The sequence below is a fragment of the Litorivivens sp. genome (assembly GCF_041625495.1).
Lineage (GTDB): Bacteria > Pseudomonadota > Gammaproteobacteria > Pseudomonadales > Spongiibacteraceae > Litorivivens.
In genome coordinates this window covers 12,580-30,941 of record NZ_JBFJTH010000028.1, presented here as the reverse complement: position 1 = coordinate 30,941, position 18,362 = coordinate 12,580, and the positions used below count along the sequence as shown (strand labels likewise).

The window sequence follows — 18,362 nt, the reverse complement described above, 5'->3', positions numbered from 1 at the left end:
GAGAAGCGCAACCATATGGCGGTGGTGATCGATGAGTACGGCGGTGTTGCCGGCCTGGTCACCATTGAGGATGTGCTGGAACAGATAGTGGGTGAAATTGAAGATGAATACGACGAAGATCACGACGCCTTTATCCGCAAGATTGCCGATAACGACTTTATCGTCAAGGCGCTGACCCCAATCGACGATTTCAACGACACCTTCAAAACCGAGTTCAGCGATGAAGAATTCGACACCATCGGCGGTATCATTTTGCAGCAACTGGGCCACCTACCCAGCCGCAATGAAGTGACTACCATCGACCGCTGCGAGTTCAAGGTAATCAATGCCGACAACCGGCAGATACACCTGCTGCGCATGCGCCTGTTGGAAGAAGCCGACGTAGATCAGCAGGAGCTGGTTCAGTAGTCTCACTAATGCTAGGCTCTGACACGACAATCATGTGTCGGAGCCTATGAACGATTCCCTGCACCGCTTTGCCCAACAGTTCATCGAACTCAGTGTCGTCGTCTTTCTGATACTGCTCCTGTTCGGTCTGCTACTGATCGCCTATCTCTATATCGTTGACGTGCGCCAGACCCAGCACGCCATTCGCCGCAATTACCCCGTGATCGGTCGTTTCCGTTATCTGTTTGAGCACATGGGCGAATTCTTCCGGCAGTATTTTTTTGCTATGGATCGGGAAGAACTGCCATTCAACCGCGCTCAGCGAGCATGGGTGTACCGGGCCGCCAAAAATATCGACACCACCGTGGCTTTCGGCTCCACCCACCCGATGAATCAGGCCAACGACGTCATTTTTCTCAACGCCGCCTTCCCCACCCTGCGCGAAGATTTTGTGCCGGCCTCGGCCATTACCGTCGGCGAAGGCTACTGTCCCAAGCCTTACACCACCGACAAGTTTTTCCACATTTCCGGCATGAGCTTTGGTGCCATTTCCGTACCCGCAGTCACCGCGCTGTCGAATGGCGCCGCCCAGGCCGGAATCTGGCTCAACACCGGCGAGGGCGGCTTGTCGCCCTACCATCTCAGCGGCGGCTGTGACCTAGTCTTCCAGATCGGCACTGCTAAATACGGCGTACGCGATGCCAACGGCCTGTTCAGCGACGAAAAACTGCGCCAGATAGCCGCCCATGAATCGGTGCGCATGTTTGAAATAAAGCTCAGCCAGGGGGCCAAACCCGGTAAAGGCGGCATTCTCCCGCGCGCCAAGGTAACCGCAGAAATCGCCAACATTCGCGGCATCCCTGAAGGGCAAGATTCCATCAGCCCCAACGGCCATATCGAAGCGCGAAATGTCGACGAGCTGCTCGACCTGATTGTTCGCGTGCGCGATATTACCGGAAAGCCCACCGGCTTTAAGGCCGTCATGGGCGACATGGAGTGGCTCGACGAACTGTGCCAGCGTATTACCGAGCGTGGACTGGACTGCGCTCCGGATTTCATCACCATTGACAGCGGCGACGGCGGTACCGGCGCCGCACCACAGAGCCTGATGGACTACGTTGGTCTATCGATCCGACGCAGCCTGCCGCTGGTAGTGGACAAACTGAGCGAGTGGCAATTGCGCCAGCGGATTCGGGTGATAGCCTCCGGCAAGCTGATCAATCCCGCCGACGTCGCCTGGGCACTGTGTGTCGGCGCCGACTTTATCGTCTCCGCACGCGGTTTCATGTTTGCACTGGGCTGCATACAGGCCCTGCAGTGCAACAAAAACACCTGCCCAACCGGCGTCACTACACACAACCCCGATCTGCAACAAGGGCTGGTGCCGGCGGACAAAGCCATACGTGTTGCCAACTACGCCAGCAATCTGATGCAAGAGGTCGGAGTTATTGCGCACTCCTGCGGCGCGCGTGAAGCCCGGGAATTACAGCGCCGACACGCTCACATCATCAATGACCGCGGCATCCCCGAGCCACTCAATATCCTCTACCCTGAGCGCCAACCTAATGCGCACCTGTTTTTGTCGCCACAAAATGGCGATTCTGATCGATGACAATGCAGTTCTTGAATTACTATAAGCTCAAATCTGTGAAGCGCACCGAATGAACCACAAAAATACACCACATACTGCCCTCGCATTGGTCGCAATGATTCTGTGCGGCATTGCCGTCACGCTCTCGTTCGCCCCCTTTGGCATGTGGCCGCTGAGTATCGTGGCCGTGGCAGTGCTCAACCTCGCACTCGAAAAATCCACACCCCGCCGCGCGCTTGCTTTGGGCTGGGCCTATGGCGTCGGCCTGTTCGGGAGCGGCGTGTCGTGGGTGTATATCTCCATTCACGATTACGGGTTCACCTCCGCGCCGCTGGCAGGCATTTTCACTGCGCTGTTTTGCCTGTTTCTCGGCGCGGTTCCCGCCCTTGCCGCCTGGGTATATTGCCGCTGGCTGCGCGATGGCATGGGTGGACGGATGCTTGGCTTTGCCGCCGTGTGGTTGCTGTCGGAATGGGTTCGCGTGTGGTTACTTACCGGCTTCCCTTGGCTCTATCTGGGTTATGCCTACATCGACACACCACTGGCAGGCTGGGCGCCGGTTGGCGGCGTTTTTCTATTAAGCTTGATGGTGTACCTGTCCGGTGCCTGCCTGAGCCAGGCCCTATTGAACCGCCGCTATGTACTGATAGTTGGCGCCGCGGGGCTCTGGGTATTGGGCTACTCCCTACAATCCGTCGAGTGGACCCAAACCAACGGGCGCGAACTTAAAATTGCAGCGGTACAGGCCAATATTACCCAAGACAAAAAATGGCTACCTGAGAGCTACAAGCCAACACTCAAGCTCTACGACCAAATGACGCAACCACTGCTAGGCCAACACGACGTGGTTATCTGGCCAGAGGCCGCGATACCCAACTACTATCACGTCGCCAAAGATTATCTCGACCTCGTGGCCCAAATGGCCGAGCAATCCAACACTGCCTTGGTCACCGGTATTCCGCTGCGCACGCCCGAGGGCGTTTACAACGCGCTGGTAGTACTAACCGGAGGCACCGGTGTATACGCCAAACAACGGCTAGTCCCCTTTGGTGAATACGTGCCGCTCGAGAGCTGGCTGCGCGGGCTGATCCGATTTTTCAATCTGCCAATGTCGAGCTTTACCGAAGGCCCGCCCCAGCAAAAACCACTGCAGATCAAAGACCACAGCGTGGCACCCTATATCTGCTACGAAGTGGTATACCCGGATTTTCTGGTTAAGCAGATGAATGGTGCCGAGTTACTACTCACTGTATCCAATGATGCCTGGTTTGGCCGCTCTATCGGACCCAAGCAGCACTTCCAGATGGCGCGGATGCGCGCCCTGGAAACTGGTCGCGAACTGATACGCGCCACCGGCACCGGTACCACGGCGGTCGTCGACGCCCATGGTAAGGTAAGCGCCAGAATTCCTGCCTTTGAGGCTGGCGTACTAAGCACCACCGTACGCGGACGCAGCGGTAATACGCCCTTCCTGGTTGCTGGCTCCTGGCCCACGTGGCTGCTGTGTTTTGGCTTGGCAGCATTGGCCGCGTTTACCCGCAAGCCCGCCGCCAACAAAGCCAACAACAATAAATCCGCCAGCAAATCGCGCGGGCTTTAGCACTCGGGGTGCATAGCTGGTAAAATGCGCGCCCTTAGCGTCCACGCCGCCAGAGCCCTTGACCGAAATTCAATGAATACACACTACAACGCCGACCAGATCGAAAAAGCCGTACAGCAGTACTGGCAAGACCAACAGAGCTTTGCCGTTCAGAGCGATCCAAGCCGCGAAAAATACTACTGCCTGAGCATGTTCCCCTATCCCAGCGGAAAGCTGCATATGGGCCACGTGCGCAATTACACCATTGGCGATGTGATCTCTCGTTACCAGCGTATGCTGGGCAAGAACGTGCTACAGCCCATGGGTTGGGACGCATTCGGATTGCCTGCCGAAAACGCTGCCGTCAAAAACAAGACAGCGCCAGCCAAGTGGACCCATGAAAACATTCGCTACATGCGTGAACAGCTACAGGCGCTGGGTTTTGCCTACGACTGGAATCGGGAGTTGGCGACCTGCACCCCGGAATATTACCGCTGGGAACAGTGGTTCTTCACCCGCCTTTACGAAAAGGGCCTAGTCTACAAGAAGACGTCAGCGGTTAACTGGTGTCCGGTGGATGAAACGGTTCTGGCCAACGAACAGGTCATCGACGGTTGCTGCTGGCGCTGCGATACCGCCGTAGAGCGCAAGGAAATCCCCCAGTGGTTTATTCGCATCACCGAATACGCCGACCAGCTACTGGACGACCTTGACAGCCTGGACGGCTGGCCAGAACAGGTCAAAACCATGCAACGCAACTGGATTGGCCGTTCGCAGGGTGTGGAGATGCACTTCACCTTAGAGAGTGCGGTTGCAGGCATTGATGGCTTTGACGTTTACACCACCCGGCCCGACACGCTGATGGGGGTCACCTATCTGAGTTTGGCCGCTGAACACCCCATAAGCCTTGCCCTGGCCAACGACAATCCGGAACTTGCAGACTTTATCAAAACCTGCAAAACCAGCTCCGTCGCCGAGGCCGACATGGCCAAAATGGAAAAGCGGGGGCTGGCCACCGGCATCAATGCCATTCACCCGCTGACCGGCAAACCCGTGCCAGTATGGGTAGCAAACTATGTGCTGATGGACTACGGTTCAGGCGCAGTTATGGCCGTACCCGCCCACGATCAGCGCGACTGGGAATTTGCCCACAAATACAATCTGCCCATTAAACAGGTTATAGCACCAGCTGACGGTGGTTCTGTCGATCTCGACAAAGAAGCCTACGTAGACAAAGGCGTTCTGGTGAATTCCGGCGAATTCGACGACCTCGACTTCAACGGCGCCTTTAACGCGATCTCCGGCGTATTGGAAGGCAAAGGTGCCGGCAAGGTAACCACCAACTATCGCCTGCGCGACTGGGGCGTATCACGGCAGCGCTATTGGGGCGCTCCAATCCCCATGTTCAACCTGCCCGAAGGCGGCGAGATTCCGGTACCGGCAGACAAACTGCCTGTGCTATTGCCGGAAGATGTAGAGATGGATGGGGTTCAGTCACCCATTAAAGCCGATCCGCAGTGGCGCAAGGAAGAGCTGAACGGCAAAGCGGTCGAACGAGAAACCGATACCTTTGACACCTTTATGGAGTCGTCCTGGTACTACGCCCGCTTCACCTGCCCCGACTTCACCGACGGCATGCTCGACCCTGAGCAGGCTAATTACTGGTTGCCTGTTGATCAGTACGTAGGAGGTATCGAGCACGCCATACTCCACCTGTTATACGCGCGATTCTTCCACAAACTGATGCGCGACGAAGGCCTGCTCAGTAGCAACGAGCCGTTCAAACAACTGCTGTGTCAGGGCATGGTGCTTAAAGATGGCGCCAAGATGTCAAAATCCAAGGGCAACACCGTTGACCCGCAAGCTATGATTGAACAGTACGGTGCGGACACTGTGCGCCTGTTTATGATGTTTGCGGCACCACCCGAGCAAAGCCTGGAGTGGTCTGATTCTGCCGTGGAGGGCGCGAACCGATTTTTGCGTCGACTGTGGAAGGCGGTTCACGCACACGTAGAGAGTGGCGATACAGCCGCACTTAACATCGAATTGCTGAATGATGCAGATCGCGACCTGCGCCGCAAAACACACGAAACCATCGCCAAGGTGAGCCACGATTATAGTGAGCGCCTCACGTTTAACACGGCAATCGCTGCGGTAATGGAACTGCTCAACGAGATCGGTAAGTTTGAAGGAAATCCGGCTGTGACCCGCGAGGCCCTCGAAGCCTGTGTCGTTCTGCTGTCCCCTATCGTGCCTCATATCTGCCACGCCCTGTGGCAAGACTTAGGCCACAGCGAGGCGGTTATCGACGCGCCCTGGCCTCAGGTCGACGAAAGCGCGCTGGTCAAAAGTTCGATTGAAATGGTGGTGCAGGTCAACGGCAAAGTGCGCGGCAAAATTCAAGTTGCCGCCGATGCCGACGCAGAAAGTATTAAAGACATCGCCCGTAGCAACGAAAATGTACTGCGCTTTATCGACGGCAAGACAATCCGCAAGGAAATCGTTGTGCCTCAGAAACTTGTCAATATTGTGGTGGGCTAATGGGCAGCCTGCGCGCACTGCTCATCACTGCAATCGCTCTCATTATCGCCGGTTGCGGTTTTCAGTTGCGCAGCACGCAGCAGACTGCGGGCGCCTACCACGACCAGGTTCTAATCCAGCAGAACCACAGTGATAATCTGCTGCGACGGCGCATCAAGCAACAACTGGCCATTCACAATGTGGTGGCCGCCGAAGCCTCGGCGCAAGCTCAATACCGCTTCGTGGTTGACAAGGTCGAGCGCAGTGATACGGTACTCACCCTCGACAGCGATGTGCGTACGGCCGAGCGGCTGCTCATTATTACCGCCGAGCTTTCGCTGCTCGACAGCGACGGCAATATTCTGCAATCCCAGCTCGTCCGCGAACAACGCGTACTGTTCACCGACCCGGAAAACCCGGTAGGCTCAGGCACCGAGTCACAACTTGTGGTTAGCGAGCTCGAGGAAGCGGCAGCCCGACAGATCGCACTGCAACTCACCCGCTGGCTGGACAGGCAACATCATGAAATTGAGAGCGGATCAACTTTCTAAACACCTCAGCTCCCCGCTGTTACCGGTGTACCTGATTACCGGCGATGAACCGCTGCTTGCACAGGAAACTGCAGACGCAATACGCGCCGCCGCACGCGATCAAGGTTTTATCGAGCGCGAAGTACTCGATGCCGACAGCGGTTTTAATTGGGGCCACCTGACCGCTGCAAGTCAGTCCATGTCACTGTTTGGTGATCGCAAAATCCTAGACCTCCGACTCAATGGGAAGTTGGGTAAAGACGGCTCTCAGGCTGTTGTCGACTTCTGCGAATCCGCTGGCGACGATACCCTGCTTATGATTTCTGCCGGCAAACTCGATCGCAATGCCTTGCGCGGCAAGTGGGTGAAGGCCATTGAAAGCAAAGGCGCCCTGATTCAGATCTGGCCTATTGACCGCAGCCAACTGCCACGATGGTTACAGCAACGGGCCCAGCAGATTGGTCTGAATATCGATCGCACCGGCATTGCGCTGCTCGCTGAACGGGTCGAAGGAAACCTGCTGGCCGCCGCCCAAGAGCTGGAAAAACTGCGCATACTCGTGGGCGACAAAGCAGTCAGCGGCGACGAGGTAAACGCGTTGGTGGCCAGCAGTGCGCGTTACGATGTCTTTAAACTGATTGACTGTGTTTTGCAGGGGCAAACCACCACCGCCCTGAAAATGTTGGCAGGACTGCGCACCGAAGGCGCCGAAGGCATTCCAATGATGGGCGCTATCACCCGGGAATTGCGCACGCTCCACCGCTGCTCACAAATGCTGGCCCAAGGCGCCGGTATCGATCGGGTGTTGGATAGCGCCGGAGTCTGGGACAAACGCAAACCGCTGTACAAGCAGACGCTGACAAAAATCAAAGAACGGGAACTGGCTAGCCTGCTACTACTAGCCCAGAAAATAGACTTGACCTTTAAAGGCCAGCAGCCAGGGCAACCTTGGGAGCTGATTGACCAACTCGTCTGCCGACTATCAGGACAGAAGCTGGCAGTGAATGGCTAAAGGGGCAAAAGCCGACCTCTCCCGATAGGACAACATCGGACAAAGGCCGACCGCACCGGCGCAATAGTTATCAGATAACGTAGGTTTTCAGCGGCGGGAAACCGTTGAATTCTACTGAACTGTAGCTCGTGGTGTACGCACCCGTCGACAACCAGTATAGCCGGTCGCCTGCCTCGAGGGATTGCGGCAGTGCATAGCGATGGTCTTCATAGAGAATATCCATACTGTCGCAGGTTGGCCCGGCCAGCACGACTTCCTCTTCTTCACCACACACACCCGCTTTATCACAGTACACCGGATATTTGATGGACTCGCCCAGAGACTCGATCAAGCCGCCAAACAGACCTACATCCAAAAACACCCAGCGGTAAAGCGAATCGCGAGATTTGCGCGAAACCAGTACCACTTCACTGATCAGCACACCGCTCTCACCCACCAGAGAGCGGCCGGGCTCGATGATGATCTCCGGCTGGTCATCGCCGAAGTCTTCATCCAGAAAACGGCGAATCGCAGTACCGTAAGCTTCGATATCGTGACTGCGGTTACTGTAGACCGCTGGCAGACCGCCGCCCATATTGATCAGGCGCAGTTTGATACCGTGTTCAGCCACGCGGTCGTAGATGAAGCGCACTTTGGCAATGGCCGCATCCCAAGCACCGATGTCACGCTGCTGGGAACCCACGTGGAAAGAAATACCACAAGCATCCAGACCCAGCTCCTTCGCCAGCACAATCAGCTCAATAGCCATATCCGCCTGACAGCCGAACTTGCGCGACAGAGGCCAGTCGGCCGTTTCGGTCCCTTCAGTCAGAATACGCACATACAACTTGCTGCCCGGCGCGTATTTGGCAATGTTGCGCAGATCCGACTCGCTGTCGGTAGCGAACATACGAATACCCTTGTTATAGGCATATTCAATCTCGCGGGCCTTCTTGATCGTGTTTCCGTAACTCATGCGATCCGGACTGACATCCAGATCCAGCAGCTTGTCCAGCTCATAGACAGAGGCAATATCAAAATTGGAGCCCATCTCTTCCAGGCAACGGAGAACAGCCTGGTCCGGGTTCGCCTTCATTGCGTAATAAACAGACGCGTAAGGGAACACCTCCCGCAATTCCTGGAACTTTCCACGAATTATATCGCGATCCACCACCAGACAAGGTGTTTGCTTGTCTGCGGCAAAATCGCGAATTCGCTGCCAGTTGCTTTCAGGAAGAACCGTTTGCTCCATTTGCATAAACCCCGCTTTAGCCAGGTTGGTGGTGCCACTGCCAATCAGGGGTACCGGAAAAGGGCGCGAATCGTACAGCATATTTCGACACACGCAAATAAAATATTCATGCCCGCGCAAGGCAATATTTCACGCTTGGGAGCGGCAGTTTTACCACGGACGACATGGGAACTCACCCTGTCATTTGGGTGTCATTTAAAGCACGCAAAATACACGTCACTACAAAGGCAGACAAGAACAAGGTAGAGACTTATGAAAACCCAGGAAAAAGATTTGAATGTAAAGGCGCTGTGCAGCCGCAAGCTATTGGATCTATTAAAGAACGATGAGTGGGAAAGCGCTCGGGAACGGCGCAAGATTGAGACGGAATTGCTGGCGCGCAAGCATTACCTGGATCAAATGGCCGAACTGAGTGGCAAGAAAAGGGTTCTGGCGCCTTCTACAACGACACGGCATTAATCAGCACGACGTAAGGCGCCAGTGCCAATAGCAGCCAAGGCAGCGCGCCCGACCAGAATTCCGCCTGCGCAACACAGTCCTCGTACACCGCTTTAGTCAGTGCAATCTGGGCATCCAGTGCAGTCGCCGTACTGGCTAGCCCCGGCACCGCAACACCGTCCAGGATCTTGCTGTTCTGCAGGGCAGCCGACAATTTGTCGCCACCTTCCACCGCGTGATGCACTCCCAGAAAACGCGCTTTCATCGGGGTTCCTGGCATCCGGCGCGCGGCGTGCTTCAAAGCCTGAGGCAAGGTAAAGCCAGCCGCTATACACAAATTGAGGTGGCTCAGAAAATGAAAGGTCTGGTAGCGCGCCAGTAAACGACCAATCCCCGGCAATCGAAACACCAGCCCCTTGAGCCCGTCCGGCACCCAACCTGAGCGATAGGCCATCAGCGACAGCGGCACGACACAAACCAGCACAATCCCCGGCAGCAATGCCAACAGAAAATTCCCCAGTGCTGCATAGAGGCTGATCTCTCCCAGTGCAAAACTGGTTGCTGGCATACCCACAATAAGCGCGAGCATGATCACGACCGGTGCCAGTAGGTTACGGCGCATCTCATCAAGAAAGGCGCCCAGCAGGCGGTAGTGAGCCGCTATTCGATCGTACACCAGGGACAAGGCACCGGTAGCCATGCCCAACTGCATGAACTGCAGCTCCCATTCGTAAAAACGGCCACCTTTCTTGAGCTCATCGATCACAAGATGCTGGCCGGCGGCGAACTGATCTGCCAAATCGCCCAGATCCGCCTGCTCCGCAGCCCGCTGGCCCTGGCGCATCAGCGCAAAAACCTGATCCCAGTCGCTGTCGCCAGTTTGCTGCTCACTGAGCGTTTTGAAGAGGCGTTCTCGGTGTGCTGAGGAAATATCCTGCCAGCCCATAACCGAAGAAGGAGTGGATTCCATAGGGAGTTTTCGTGTTATCTGTATAATTAAGCGGACTTTAGCACAGCTTGCAGGGTACAGGAGAATGCGGTGACCGAGAGTTTCCCCGAAAAACGCTCATCCAGCCAAGCCATTGCGTCATTTCTCGATAAAGCCGAGAAACTGCCCGCAAAACGCGATGTTAGCGGCTGCAGACTAGTGTTTGCACTCGATGCCACCGCCAGCCGCCAGCCCACCTGGGATCAGGCACGGGCCCTGCACGGCGAAATGTTCGACGCCAGCAAAACGCTGGGTGGCCTGAGCATTCAACTGTGTTACTACCGAGGGCTCGGACAATTCCATGCCAGCCCCTGGGGCCGTTCCCCCGGCCAGTTACACGACGAAATGGTCAGCGTACGCTGCGCTGCAGGCTATACCCAGATTCATACCCTCTTGCGTCACTGCCTCGCTGAACACCAGCAGGAAAAGCTCAAGGCGGTGATTTTTATCGGCGACGCCGTGGAAGAGTCCGTCGACGCTCTGTGCGGTCTCGCCGGCGAGTGCGGCCTGCGTCAGCTACCCCTGTTTCTTTTTCAGGAAGGCAGTGACGGCGATGTCACCCGCGTTTTCAAACGCCTGGCCAAGCTCAGCGGTGGCGCTTATGCGCGCTTTGATGCGGCCAGCGCCGCCCAATTGCGGGATTTGCTACGCGCTGTCGCAAGCTATGCCAGCGGCGGCGTGGATGCCCTGCGCAAATTACAGGATAATGCCGCCAGACATTTACTGGAGCAGCTGTAGTGTTATTGCGATTATTATTGGCCGGTGCGGTACTGTTTGCGATTATTACCGTGGTGCGCCGAACCAACAGCAAGCCGCCCGCCGATCGCCGCAAATACTATTTCACCCTGACCGTAACCGTACTGGCCGGCGCGCTGGTGCTACTGGCTCTAACCGGCCGGGTCCACTGGATTGGCGCGCTCATCGGCGCGCTGCTGCCCTTCGTACGCCAGGCCTTTCCTCTACTGATTCGGATGATTCCTTTCATACAACATCAACGCAAAGCCAGCGCTGCAGGGCAAGGTGCCAGTGGCGGCAACACCTCAGAAGTAGAAACTGACTGGCTGCAGATGCGTATGGATCACGACAGCAACCGCCTCAGCGGCACCGTTAAGCAGGGCAACTTTGCCGGCAAAACACTGGATGCCTTATCGCAGGAAGAGCTGCAACAACTTTACCTGAGCTGCGAGAACGACCAAGACAGCATTAATCTGCTCAATGCTTATTTCAAATACCGATTTGGCGACAACTGGAACCAATCCCAGTCCAATCAATCAAATGCCGGCAGCAGCATGACACGCGCGCAGGCACTGGCGGTCCTCGGTTTGACCGAGGACGCCGATCGCGATGCCATTATCAAAGCCCATCGCAGCCTGATGCAGAAACTGCACCCGGATCGCGGCGGCAACGACTATCTGGCGTCACAGATCAACCTAGCCAAAGATATCCTGCTGGATGAGTAATACTTACCTGCAGCGCTATTTTCAGAGACAATACGCGAATTGACATCTCTCTACGTTAACCTGTAACCATGAGGACTCAACCTAACCGCTATGCCTAAAACCTTTGTGATTCAAAACCAGCACGGCCACTATCTGAACAAGCAAAAGGAATGGACAGACGGCAGGGACCGGCGCGTCGTATTTCGCTGCGCCGACAAGGTCGATGCTATTAATATGGTATTTGAACTCAGCTCCAAGGACATGGAATTGCGCGCCCACTATCTCGAATGCGAGGTGGACGACTTCGGTAATCCACAGGTTGAAGCGTCAGACATCCCGCTGCCAATGGTGGAGGACGACCAGGCGCCGCTTGAAACCACCACTGATCGCCCCCATATATCAGCCGAACAAGGCTAACGGAATCACGTCGATGCTCAGAATCGCCCTCTTTCTCGTCACCAACTTTGCCATCCTGATTGTTGCAAGCACGGTTATGAACCTTCTGGGGTTCTCCGGCTACCTGCAAGCCAACGGGGTGGATCTCAACATGACCGCCTTACTGGTGTTCTGCGGCATCTTTGGCATGTCAGGCTCACTCATTTCGCTTTTCCTGTCCAAATGGATGGCTAAACGCAGCACCGGCACCCAGATCATCACAGAGCCGCGCAACCGCGAAGAGCGCTGGCTGATACAAACGGTTCAAGAGCTGTCAGACAAAGCCGGCATTAAAATGCCGGAAGTGGGCATCTTTCCCTCCCACAGCTCCAACGCCTTTGCCACTGGCTGGAACCGCAACGATGCACTGGTCGCAGTGTCTGCCGGGCTCCTGCAACGCTTCCGTCCCGAGGAAGTAAAAGCGGTGCTCGCCCACGAGATTGGCCACGTAACCAACGGCGATATGGTGACCCTTACGCTCATTCAGGGTGTCGTGAATACCTTCGTGATGTTCTTTGCTCGCGTCATCGGCCACACCATCGACCGGGTCGTATTTAAAACCGAGCGCGGCTACAGCTTTGGCTATTATATTGTCGTGATGATCACCGAGATGTTGCTGGCCATACTGGCCTCCGCCATCGTGATGTGGTTCTCGCGCTGGCGCGAGTTTCGCGCGGATCACGCAGGCGCCACACTGGCCGATCGGCAATCAATGATTGCCGCCCTGCAGCGCTTGCAAGCCGAACAGGGCGTTGACCCCGGTGATATGCCTGGCGAACTGACCGCCTTTGGTATCCGCAAGGCCAAGGGTCAATCGCTGGCTGAGCTTTTCAGCAGCCACCCACCGCTGGAAAAACGCATTGAGGCCCTGCGCTACGGCGCCCAGTAATATGGAGCCGATACAGGACTTCAACGCCGAGCGAGTAGCCCTGTGTCACGCCTTGCACGATCTCGGTACTGCCCGGCTTAGCCCGGGCAGTACCGGCAATGCCTCTGTTCGCGTCGCTGGTGGCATGTTGATTTCCCCCACGGGCCAAGCCTGCGCTAACGCCACCTCAGACGATCTGGTTTTTGTCGATGATAGTGGCAACACGCCTGCAGGTCAGTTGAAGCCCTCGAGCGAGTGGCATATGCATAACGCCATCTATCGCCACTACCCAGATGCCGGCGCCATCGTGCACTGTCACTCACGTTTTGCGACCACCCTTGCCGCCCTGCGCAAAGGCATTCCCGCCTATCACTATATGGTTGCCGTTGCTGGCGGCGACTCCATAGAATGCGCCGACTACGCCACCTTTGGTACCGACACACTGGCGACACTGGTTGTAGAAGCGCTGCGCAACCGCAGCGCCTGCCTGATGGCCAACCACGGTCAGATCGCGTATGCCGCCACGCCCCATGCGGCGCTGGATCTGGCGATTCAGGTGGAAGACCTTGCGGCAGGCTACTACCAATGTCTTGCTATCGGCGAACCACAGCTACTGACTGACAGGGAAATGCGGGAAGTACTGGAAAAGTTCGGAAGCTACGGCCAGCAAGACTGAGCCACGCGATGCGCACACGGGATTATGTCAAGACTCCTGAGGGGGTGACGGGACGGTAGTCTAGTGGCCGGTGTTACACCGCGCACGTCGACTCCCTAACAACTAATTCATGTGGCAACACCAGCCTAGACTCAGTGGGGTTCTCACCCGCCAGCATCGCCAGCATCATCTTCATCACCTGTTCGCCAATCCGGTTGCGCGGCTGATTTACAGTGGTCAGCCGGGGGTGGGAATACGCCGCAAAGGCAATATCATCAAACCCGACTACAGACATGTCCTCAGGCAAACTTAGTTCGGCATCCCGACACGCCTGCATGGCTCCAATCGCCATTTCGTCGTTAGCACAAAACAGCGCGGTAGGACGACGTGACAGCGTCAAGAGTTCCTCCATGCAGCGATAACCCGACGCCAAGGTAAAATCTCCGCTTTTCAGCCAGCGACTGTTGACCGGAAGCTGCGCCGCCTGCATCGCCTGTCGGAATCCCAGCATGCGGTCGTCACACAAAGGGGAATCCGCCGGACCATTGATAAACGCAATGTCGCGGTGCCCAAGCTCGATGAGATGATTAATTGCTTCTGCAGCCGCAGCGACATTGTCAATACAGACCGTCGGCACAGGAATTTCGCCGTGATACTCACAAGCCATGGCAAATGGCGGCCAGTCGGGGTCGAGGGTTTTTCGCCCCTTGCGATAGGGAAAGGGAATATTGCGCCCCAAGCAGATCACACCGTCGGCCTGCCGCTGCGACACCAGTTCAGCGTAGGCGTGCTCGCTACTCTCGTTGCCCTGGGTATCGCCCAACAGAATCCGGTACTGACTCCGGCTCGCAACCCGCTCAATGCCCTGAATAATATTGGCAAAAAAGGGATTGGCAATATCTGGCACCAACACCACCACGGTGTTACTGCGGCGGCGACGAAAATTTCGCGCCAGGGTATTGGTGACATAACCACTGGAGGCAACGGCCTCCATCACCTTGTCGCGGGTTTTCTCCGACACCTTATGTGGCTCAGCCAATGTGCGCGACACCGTTGCGATAGATACGCCGGCCAATTTCGCAACGTCTTTGATGGTAACCATGAAAATCCTCGTTACGAGCGCAACGGCTTACTGCGATTCAATGGCAGTAGATGCTACACCACGGGACCGATCGCGCAACCAGATTGCGCCAAATACCGGCAAAAGGATCAATGGTAGCAAGGCGACCGCCTGAAAAGATTCCACCGATGCATAGCGCAATACGGCGTCCATCTGTTCCCCACTGAGTGTGGCAAGACGTTCCACACCACCGGCAGCTTCCAATTTCGCAGCGTCAAAAATCGCACCCATCTGCGGCAGGACAAACTGGATAGATAACCCACCAGCAAATCCTGTCAGTCCGAGAAACAACGCACCACCGCGAGGGTATCGCTCGCTCACTACCGACAGCATGGTGGGCCAGAAATAACAGACGCCGATGCCCCATAGTGTGGCGGAGGCAAAGGCAGCCAGCGGTGACGTAGAAAGGCTCAGACCGTACAGACCGGTGGCTGCAAAAATACACCCTACAAACAGTAACCCGACAGACGAAATTCGCTTGGCAATGGCACCAGCAAAATGACGCATGACAAACATCAGCATGCTCACGTAAATCAGCACCAGAATACCCTGCATACCCACCACATGGGTCAACGCCAGATCCACCCATTGACCCGGCGCCAGTTCAGCAGCGGCAGTGATCATCATCGCAAAAAACCAGATGAAATAGCTCGGCGCACGAAACAACTCCTTGAACATATCGCCGTAGGACACGCCTGACTGCACCCGCTCAGTAACCGGAAAAACGGTTGAAAAAGTAAGGTAAGCCAGCACAGCGCCCGGCACAATCAACATCAGCAGGTTGGTTTGCCAAGGCAAATTCAGCGCGGAAAAGCCAAGCCCGGCAATGCCGCCGACGACAATTCCGGCAGGCCACCAAGCATGCAAGATATTCAGACGATGCGTTTTCTCCTCGGGGTAAACCGCCGTAATCATCGGATTGCTGGCAGCTTCTACGGCGCCCCAACCCAAACCAGTGAGCAGAAAGCCCACAAAGATCAGCCAATAACTGAGGGATGAAACGGGCATGAAAGACGCTGCGACAACCAGCACGCTACCAACAATGTAGCCCACAGCAGAAAACAGCAGCATGGCGCGCATGCCCACCTTGTCCACCAGCGCACTGCCAAACAGCAGCGTTAGCGCAAACCCTATGAAGGTTGCACCCAACACCTCACCAACGAGCCCAGCCGATCGCGCCAGATCCAGCTCGTTAAAGATATCTCCCTGTATATCCGAGGCAATGCTTGCACGCACGGCAAAGCCAAGCCCAATCATGAAGATGGACAGATTGCCCACGAGAAATAGTCGCTTTTTATCCAGATTTTCTACCATGGCTCGTTCTGCCTCACTGTTATGTTATTTTTGCAACGCGCTCAATCGACGAGACCCAGCAATCTCTTATTGAAGGCCTCATCGGAATCCACCGCGGCGAAATCATCAAAAGCTCGATCGGTTAACCGGATCATATGGTCGCGAATAAAGGGAGCTCCTTCGCGCGCACCGTCTTCCGGGTGCTTAAGGCAGCATTCCCACTCCAGTACGGCCCACCCCTCATAACCGTACTGTGCAAACTTGCTGAAGATTGCGCCAAAGTTAATCTGGCCATCGCCCAGAGACCGAAAACGACCTGGACGATCGACCCACCCCTCAAAACCGCCGTAAACACCACTGCGGCCATTGGGTCGAAACTCCGCATCTTTTACGTGAAAGGCTTTGATGCGATCGTGGTATAGGTCGATAAAGGCCAGATAATCCAGCTGCTGTAAAATCAAATGGCTGGGGTCATAGAGAATATTCGCACGTGGATGATGATCTACGGCCGCCAGAAAGCGCTCAAAGCTGGCGCCATCGTGCAGGTCTTCGCCAGGGTGGATTTCGAAGCAGCAATCAACGCCCGCCTCATCGAAGGCGTCTAATATGGGGCGCCAACGCGTTGCCAGCTCGGCGAATCCGGTCTCCACCAATCCCGGCGGACGCTGCGGCCAAGGGTAAAAGGTATGCCACAGCAGTGCTCCGGAAAATGTGGCATGGGCAGTCAAACCCAGCCTCTGGCTAGCCTTGGCCGCCAATTTAAGCTGCTCAATCGCCCAGGCAGTGCGGGCCGCCGGATTACCCCGAACCGCAGGCACCGCAAAACCATCCATCATTTCATCGTACGCTGGATGCACTGCCACCAGCTGTCCTTGCAAATGCGTCGACAGTTCGGAAATTTCAAGCCCTGCGGCAGCCACGCGACCATTGAGCTCGTCGCAGTAGTCCTGGCTCTCTGCTGCGGTTTCCAGATCAATAAGACCGCGCTCAAAGGTAGGAAGCTGGATACCCTTGTAGCCCAGATCCGCCGCCCAATGACACAATCCATCGAGTGAATTGAATGGGGCTTGGTCGCCCACAAACTGCGCCAGAAAAATGGCAGGGCCTTTCATGATTGATCTCCTTGCAATGCGCAAAGCGGCTGAAGCTCCACCCATTTCTGGTTTGAGGTCGACGCAGCTACGGTGGCTTCAATAAAACGCATACCACGCAGCGCGTCGTGTATGTCCGGCACATCGGCTTCCACCGCACTGACCGGCCGACCTTGCAGGCGGGCACGTACCTGGCCGGCGAAATTTCGATAATGATTGGCAAAAGCTTCCAGATAGCCTTCCGGGTGACCGCCCGGGGTCCGGCAGTTGGCCTGCGCAGCGTTGCTTAACCCGGGGCCGCCGGCACGCAGGATCTGCACAGGCCGCTCCAACGGTTTGTGCAACAGCGAGTTTGGATCAGCGTGCGACCATTCCAGACCGCCGCGCTCGCCGTATACCCGCAGTTTGAGCGTGTTTTCTTCACCCGCGCAGATCTGACTGGCAATCAACACCCCGCGCGCGCCGTTGTCAAAACGCAGAATGATGGTGGCGTCATCGTCCATGCTACGGCCAGCCACAACACTGCCCAGATCGGCACAGATAGCGGAGATCGCACTACTCGTGACGTACTCGCAAATGTGGGCCGCGTGGGAGCCAATATCCCCCACGCAACTACTGATACCGGCTCGCGTCGGATCGAGACGCCACTGCGCCTGTTTACTGCTGTTCTCAATCCCCGCTTCAGACAGCCAGCCCTGGGGATATTCCACCAGGACTTTCCTGACTCTCCCAAGGGTGCCCGCAGCTACCATTTCGCGGGCCTGCTTGATCATCGGATACCCAGCGTAGGTATGGGTAAGCCCATACAACAAGCCGCTGTCCTTCACCAGCGAGTGCAACGCCAGCACCTCATCCAAATTCAGTGTCGCCGGCTTGTCACTCAGCACATGGAAACCGCATTTCAGTGCCGCCTCGGCCACCGGAAAGTGCAGATGATTCGGCGTAACCACCGCGACAAAATCCATCCGTTCGCCTTCTGGCAAACGCGCCTCTGATTCCATCATGCTTCGGAAATTGTCATAGCAGCGGTCGGCTGGCAGATAGCACTGTGCAGCTGCCCTTCGCGACGTTTCCGGGTCGCTGGAAAACACACCGCACACCAGCTCAATCTCACCATCAAGGGCAGCAGCCATACGGTGAATGGGACCGATCATCGAGCCGGGACCGCCACCCACCATACCCATG

At 56.2% G+C, this 18,362-nt stretch carries 18 protein-coding genes; 12 read left to right on the top strand and 6 right to left on the bottom strand.

The genetic code is table 11. The annotated features are described in order from the left end of the window. The 6 genes from ABYP39_RS05345 to holA all read left to right on the top strand — a co-directional run. A partial coding sequence (locus ABYP39_RS05345) for a transporter associated domain-containing protein (protein ID WP_372781458.1) occupies positions 1 to 408 on the top strand: 408 nt, incomplete at its 5' end. Between the two features lie 46 nt (positions 409 to 454). Beyond that, positions 455 to 1,999, top strand: a complete 1,545-nt coding sequence (locus ABYP39_RS05340; RefSeq protein ID WP_372781456.1) for an FMN-binding glutamate synthase family protein — start codon at positions 455 to 457, stop codon at positions 1,997 to 1,999. Between the two features lie 49 nt (positions 2,000 to 2,048). Continuing rightward, entirely contained in the window at positions 2,049 to 3,578 is a 1,530-nt protein-coding gene (gene lnt / locus ABYP39_RS05335; protein ID WP_372781454.1) for an apolipoprotein N-acyltransferase, read from the top strand. Positions 3,579 to 3,650: 72 nt separating this feature from the next. Continuing rightward, a complete protein-coding gene (gene leuS / locus ABYP39_RS05330) occupies positions 3,651 to 6,098 on the top strand; it encodes a leucine--tRNA ligase (protein ID WP_372781452.1) in 2,448 nt (815 codons plus the stop codon). Then, the gene (gene lptE, locus ABYP39_RS05325) at positions 6,098 to 6,628 is read left to right on the top strand and encodes an LPS assembly lipoprotein LptE (protein ID WP_372759677.1); all 531 of its coding nucleotides are present in this window, start codon (positions 6,098 to 6,100) and stop codon (positions 6,626 to 6,628) included. Before leuS ends, lptE begins: the two co-directional genes overlap by 1 nt. Continuing rightward, a complete protein-coding gene (gene holA / locus ABYP39_RS05320; RefSeq protein WP_372781450.1) occupies positions 6,600 to 7,619 on the top strand; it encodes a DNA polymerase III subunit delta in 1,020 nt (339 codons plus the stop codon). The genes lptE and holA overlap by 29 nt, the downstream gene beginning before the upstream one ends. Before the next feature lie 70 nt (positions 7,620 to 7,689). On the opposite strand, the gene ABYP39_RS05315 is transcribed toward holA, so the two are convergent. Beyond that, on the bottom strand, positions 7,690 to 8,856 hold the full coding sequence (locus ABYP39_RS05315; protein WP_372781462.1) for a type III PLP-dependent enzyme: 1,167 nt from the start codon (positions 8,854 to 8,856) through the stop codon (positions 7,690 to 7,692). A gap of 246 nt (positions 8,857 to 9,102) precedes the next feature. On the opposite strand from ABYP39_RS05315, the gene ABYP39_RS05310 reads away from it, so the two are divergent. After that, complete coding sequence (locus tag ABYP39_RS05310) at positions 9,103 to 9,309, top strand: hypothetical protein (RefSeq protein ID WP_372749531.1); 207 nt, start codon at positions 9,103 to 9,105, stop codon at positions 9,307 to 9,309. Here the strand turns inward: ABYP39_RS05310 and ABYP39_RS05305 are convergent. Next, positions 9,290 to 10,258 (bottom strand): type II secretion system F family protein, encoded by a 969-nt coding sequence (locus ABYP39_RS05305; RefSeq protein WP_372781448.1) that lies wholly within the window; start codon positions 10,256 to 10,258, stop codon positions 9,290 to 9,292. The two genes, ABYP39_RS05310 and ABYP39_RS05305, sit on opposite strands and share 20 nt — an antisense overlap. A gap of 69 nt (positions 10,259 to 10,327) precedes the next feature. Between ABYP39_RS05305 and ABYP39_RS05300 the strand changes: the two genes are divergently transcribed. The 5 genes from ABYP39_RS05300 (at position 10,328) to ABYP39_RS05280 (ending at position 13,694) form a co-directional block, all read left to right on the top strand. Next, positions 10,328 to 11,014 carry a VWA domain-containing protein gene (locus ABYP39_RS05300; protein WP_372781446.1) on the top strand — a complete coding sequence of 229 codons (687 nt, stop codon included), beginning with the start codon at positions 10,328 to 10,330 and terminating at the stop codon, positions 11,012 to 11,014. Further along, entirely contained in the window at positions 11,014 to 11,736 is a 723-nt protein-coding gene (locus tag ABYP39_RS05295) for a molecular chaperone DnaJ (RefSeq protein ID WP_372749534.1), read from the top strand. The genes ABYP39_RS05300 and ABYP39_RS05295 overlap by 1 nt, the downstream gene beginning before the upstream one ends. Before the next feature lie 90 nt (positions 11,737 to 11,826). Then, positions 11,827 to 12,132, top strand: a complete 306-nt coding sequence (locus ABYP39_RS05290; RefSeq protein ID WP_372749535.1) for a hypothetical protein — start codon at positions 11,827 to 11,829, stop codon at positions 12,130 to 12,132. 13 nt (positions 12,133 to 12,145) lie between these two features. Further along, entirely contained in the window at positions 12,146 to 13,039 is an 894-nt protein-coding gene (gene htpX, locus ABYP39_RS05285) for a protease HtpX (RefSeq protein WP_372781444.1), read from the top strand. 1 nt (position 13,040) lies between these two features. Further along, positions 13,041 to 13,694: a class II aldolase/adducin family protein gene (locus ABYP39_RS05280; RefSeq protein WP_372749592.1), complete on the top strand. Its 654-nt coding sequence runs from the start codon at positions 13,041 to 13,043 to the stop codon at positions 13,692 to 13,694. A 73-nt stretch (positions 13,695 to 13,767) separates the two neighbouring features. Here the strand turns inward: ABYP39_RS05280 and ABYP39_RS05275 are convergent, their stop codons facing one another. From ABYP39_RS05275 to ABYP39_RS05260, 4 genes are read right to left on the bottom strand one after another with little or no spacing between them, the layout of a single operon-like run. After that, positions 13,768 to 14,775 carry a LacI family DNA-binding transcriptional regulator gene (locus ABYP39_RS05275; RefSeq protein WP_372765074.1) on the bottom strand — a complete coding sequence of 336 codons (1,008 nt, stop codon included), beginning with the start codon at positions 14,773 to 14,775 and terminating at the stop codon, positions 13,768 to 13,770. A gap of 27 nt (positions 14,776 to 14,802) precedes the next feature. Then, complete coding sequence (locus ABYP39_RS05270) at positions 14,803 to 16,107, bottom strand: sugar MFS transporter (RefSeq protein ID WP_372781442.1); 1,305 nt, start codon at positions 16,105 to 16,107, stop codon at positions 14,803 to 14,805. A 41-nt stretch (positions 16,108 to 16,148) separates the two neighbouring features. Then, positions 16,149 to 17,198, bottom strand: coding sequence for a sugar phosphate isomerase/epimerase family protein (locus tag ABYP39_RS05265; RefSeq protein WP_372759552.1), 1,050 nt, complete (start codon positions 17,196 to 17,198; stop codon positions 16,149 to 16,151). Further along, positions 17,195 to 18,361 (bottom strand): Gfo/Idh/MocA family protein, encoded by a 1,167-nt coding sequence (locus tag ABYP39_RS05260; RefSeq protein ID WP_372781460.1) that lies wholly within the window; start codon positions 18,359 to 18,361, stop codon positions 17,195 to 17,197. Before ABYP39_RS05260 ends, ABYP39_RS05265 begins: the two co-directional genes overlap by 4 nt. Position 18,362 lies beyond the last annotated feature (1 nt).